This is a genomic window from Sphingobium sp. CCH11-B1 (assembly GCF_001556865.1).
Taxonomy (GTDB): domain Bacteria; phylum Pseudomonadota; class Alphaproteobacteria; order Sphingomonadales; family Sphingomonadaceae; genus Sphingobium.
Window position 1 is genome coordinate 1 of sequence record NZ_LSJY01000180.1, and the last position, 3,839, is coordinate 3,839.

Consider the following 3,839-nt stretch of genomic DNA (forward strand, 5'->3'; position numbering starts at 1 on the left):
GCCTGGGCGCTGTTATGGCGAGCTGCGCATAAGATTGCTTATCGCGAGGAAGCGGTAATGCGGAGGAGCGCGGCGTAACCGGCGAATTCCCATGATAGTGTGCGCAGTTGCTGCGCATTATATTGGTTGCGAACCTCGGCGGTCCCTGGACCAGCTGAGGAGGCAATCATGTTGAAGTTGCATGACGAGTTGATCACCGAACTCTCGAATTCGCTCACCACACAGAATTACAATCCCGTGGTCGTGGCGAACCACCGTCTCTACGCCCGCGCGTTTCTCGATTATCTGGCCGAGTGCGATATACAGGTCGAGACTGTGACGCCGCAGCAGGTCGATCAGTATTTTGGCTATGCGGTTCAGGATTTTGAGATCCAGTACGGTCGGCCTCCCAGTGCGCGTTGGCACATGTTGCCCCGCACCGCGATCGCCAAGCTCCTCCGGCTTGCTCAAGGCAATTGGCCCCCGGACGCAGAAATGATCGGTCCCGATGACGAGCATCGACATGAAATTTGCCGCGAATACGAGGCATGGCTGCGCGAGGAGCGCGGTTTGGCAAGCGCGTCCATTGCGGCGCTGATGTGGGAGGCGCGAAACTTCCTGCGATGGCAGTTCGACCGGGCCGGTGCCGCCAGCCTCGAAACGTTGAGCATCGTGGACATCGATCTCTACATGGACATGCGCGCGCCTGGTTTACGGCGCAAATCATTGGCCGATGTCGCTGAGCGTCTCCGTTCGGTGGTTCGCCATCTGCATCGGACGGGTCGCATCCCGACCGATCTGACGCCACACATCATCGGCCCCATGCTCTATGCCTACGAAGATGTGCCGTCGACGCTGGAAAGGAGCCAAATCGCCGCGGTTCTGGCGACAACGCAGGAGGACAGATCGCCACGCGGACTACGCGATTATGCGATACTTCAGCTGCTTGCCACGTATGGGCTGCGCGAAGGTGAGATATGCCGCCTTCGGCTCGATGACGTGGACTGGCGCGCAGAATCCCTCCGGATCTGCCACACCAAGACCAACGCGTACTCGTACATGCCGCTAATGGTGACTGTTGGTGAAGCGCTGCTGGATTATCTGCGCCTTGGGCGGCCCCAGGTTGAAGTGCGGGAAATCTTCGTCCGATCCTGCGCACCCTATATCGCAATGACGAACCTGTACGGCATGATCCGCGGTCGGTTGGCCGCCGCAGGCGTAGTGCCAGCAGGAAAGCGGGGGCCGCATGTCTTCCGCCACGCACGTGCGGTCGAAATGCTGCGGGCATCGGTCCCGCAAAAGATCATCGGCGACGTGCTCGGGCATCGATCCACCGAATCCACCAATACTTATCTCAAACTGGCAACAGATGATCTCCGAGCCGTGGCACTCGAGGTGCCTGGAATGGAGGTGCTGTCATGAGCGCCTGGCACGATCCCGATCGCACCGTCGTCGACGCCTTCCTGGTAAAATCGCAGTTCCGGCCGGGAAGCGTACCGACATATCGCTGGTTCCTTTGCACCTTCGAAGATGTTGCCCGCCGGCATCCGGCGGTGGACCGGCAGATGCTCGACGCCTGGCTGAAGGAGATGCAAAAACGTTGGCGATTGTCGACGCTGCTCAATCAGGTCTGCATTGTCGACCGCTTCCTCGACCACCTCGTCGAAATCGGGCTGATCGCCGACAACCCTGTTGCTGCACTTCGCCGTCGGTACAACGTCAAGCAAAGCAAGCCGATCTGGCGGGCCTTGGCTTCCCCGAATCCCGACGAATCCTTGGCCGCGTTACGACGGCCTGCGCCCTTCGGCAGCGTGCTGGGTGACTTCATGCAAGACCATGTCATGCTGATGCGCAGCCGGGGATATCAATATGAAGCGCAGGCTCACTGGCTGCTGCGGTTCGATCGGTTCCTTCAGGCCCGTCCCGACCTCGCGGAGCAACCACTTGAGGCAATGATTGCGAGCTGGGCGGCTGCCAAGCCGACCCGCAACCACGCGGCTGAATGCCAGAAGCTGGCGCGCATCCTGACCAAGGCGCGGTTCCGCCTCGATCCGACTATCCCGCCAAAGCGCTTCAATCCCCGGCCAGAGCGGGAAGTAGCGCGGGAGCATCGGCAACCGCATATCTTCAGCCCGGCTGACGTTCGGCGTATGCTCGATACCGCACGGACTTATCCGTCGCCGGACGCTCCGCTGCGGCCGTTGACCCTCTACACCATGATCATGCTGGCCTATTGTGCCGGGCTACGGCGAAGCGAGCTGGCATGGCTCGATCTTGGTGACGTGGACCTGCAATCAAGCACGATCACGATCCGGGAAACGAAGTTCTACAAGACCAGGATCTTGCCTCTATCCGACAGTGTCGCGGTCGAACTGCGCGCGTACATCGATGCGAGGCGGCGCGCTGGCGGCCCACAGAACCCGAAATCAGGGCTGTTCTGGCATGCCCACTTAAATGACCGCTACAGGCCCGAGGCGGTTACGACAATGATTACCAACGTCATGCGCCGTGCTGGGCTCAAGCCCGCTTCGGGCCGGACCGGGCCGCGGGTCCATGACCTTCGTCACTCGATGGTGGTGAACCGCATCCTCCAGTGGTACCGGTCCGGCATTAACCCTCAGGAAAAACTGCACTTCCTCTCGACCTACATGGGGCACCGGGATCTCCACTCCACGCTGGTCTACATCACCGTCACGCAGGATCTGTTGCAGGAAGCCAGTGAACGGTTCCGCGCGCTCGGCGCCCCGTGCCTTGTCACGGAGGCGCGGCCATGAGGAAAGGCAATCCATTGCCCGCGTTGTTGCGGGCGTTCTTCCAGGAGTGGCTGGCCGAGCAGCGCAGCGCGTCAATCCACACGATCCGCTCTTATCGCGACACCTGGCGGCTGCTGCTTCGGTTCGTCGCGGAGCGAAAAGGCTGCGGGGTCGCGCGGCTGACGCTCACCGACGTCTCGGCCGGCGAGGTGCGCGCGTTCCTTCATCATACCGAGCATGGCCGCAAGACCACGATCGGCACGCGGAACTGCCGACTGGCCGCCATCCGCAGCTTCTTCAGCTTCGTGGCGGACAAGAATCCGGAATACATCGCGCAGTGCTCAGAGGTCCTGGCTGTTCCGTTGAAGCGGGAGCCCACCTCCGCGCCGTGCTACCTCGAGCCCGAGGAGGTCGAGGCCATCCTCGCCCAGCCCAACCGATCGACACTCGAAGGGCTGCGCGACCATGTACTGCTCTCGTTCCTCTATAACAGTGGCGCGCGAATCCAAGAGGCGCTTGACCTCTGTCCCGAAGCAATCCGGTTCGATGCACCGAACTTCGTGCGTCTTTACGGCAAGGGGCGCAAGGAACGCATCTGCCCGCTCTGGCCAGAAACCGTGGCATTGCTCAGGAAGCTACTGGAGCGACAGCCGCGTGCGCCCGATGAGCGGATCTTCGTCAATCGATACGGTGAACCGCTAGGGGCGTCAGGGGTGCGGTTCAAGCTCAACGCCTACGTGGAACAAGCCGCGAAATCGACGCTGACCCTCCAGTCAAAACACGTTACGCCTCACAGCTTCCGGCACGCGACCGCCGTCCACCTCGTTGCCGCCGGGGTCGATATCACCGTCATCCGCAGTTGGCTCGGGCACGTCAGTCTCGATACGACCAATCACTATGCTCAGGCCAATCTGGAGACCAAACGAAAGGCGCTGGAACAGGTTGGCGCCCCGGCGGCGAGCAACGTGCCACCTTCGTGGAAGCGAGATGCCAATCTGATGGGATGGCTCGACACCCTATAGAATAATGTGAAGGACGTGGCGAAATGTTCCGCAGCTTTGCAGGACTACGCCGCGTTCCTCCGCATTACCGCTTCCTCGCGATAAG

3 protein-coding genes are annotated in these 3,839 nt (G+C 61.1%); all 3 read left to right on the forward strand.

What is annotated here, in order from left to right; translation table 11 throughout:
- Nucleotides 1-168 precede the first annotated feature (168 nt).
- From AX724_RS17955 to AX724_RS17965, 3 genes are read left to right on the forward strand one after another with little or no spacing between them, the layout of a single operon-like run.
- Entirely contained in the window at nucleotides 169-1,401 is a 1,233-nt protein-coding gene (locus tag AX724_RS17955; RefSeq protein WP_007015824.1) for a site-specific integrase, read from the forward strand.
- Complete coding sequence (locus tag AX724_RS17960) at nucleotides 1,398-2,753, forward strand: tyrosine-type recombinase/integrase (RefSeq protein WP_009823940.1); 1,356 nt, start codon at nucleotides 1,398-1,400, stop codon at nucleotides 2,751-2,753. The genes AX724_RS17955 and AX724_RS17960 overlap by 4 nt, the downstream gene beginning before the upstream one ends.
- Entirely contained in the window at nucleotides 2,750-3,754 is a 1,005-nt protein-coding gene (locus AX724_RS17965) for a site-specific integrase (RefSeq protein WP_009823939.1), read from the forward strand. Before AX724_RS17960 ends, AX724_RS17965 begins: the two co-directional genes overlap by 4 nt.
- Nucleotides 3,755-3,839 lie beyond the last annotated feature (85 nt).

Bases quoted from the DNA above. Each gene is read 5' to 3' on its own strand.
- AX724_RS17955 (WP_007015824.1), top strand. From the start codon at position 169: ATGTTGAAGTTGCATGACGAGTTGATCACCGAACTCTCGAATTCGCTC.
- AX724_RS17960 (WP_009823940.1), top strand. From the start codon at position 1,398: ATGAGCGCCTGGCACGATCCCGATCGCACCGTCGTCGACGCCTTCCTG.
- AX724_RS17965 (WP_009823939.1), top strand. From the start codon at position 2,750: ATGAGGAAAGGCAATCCATTGCCCGCGTTGTTGCGGGCGTTCTTCCAG.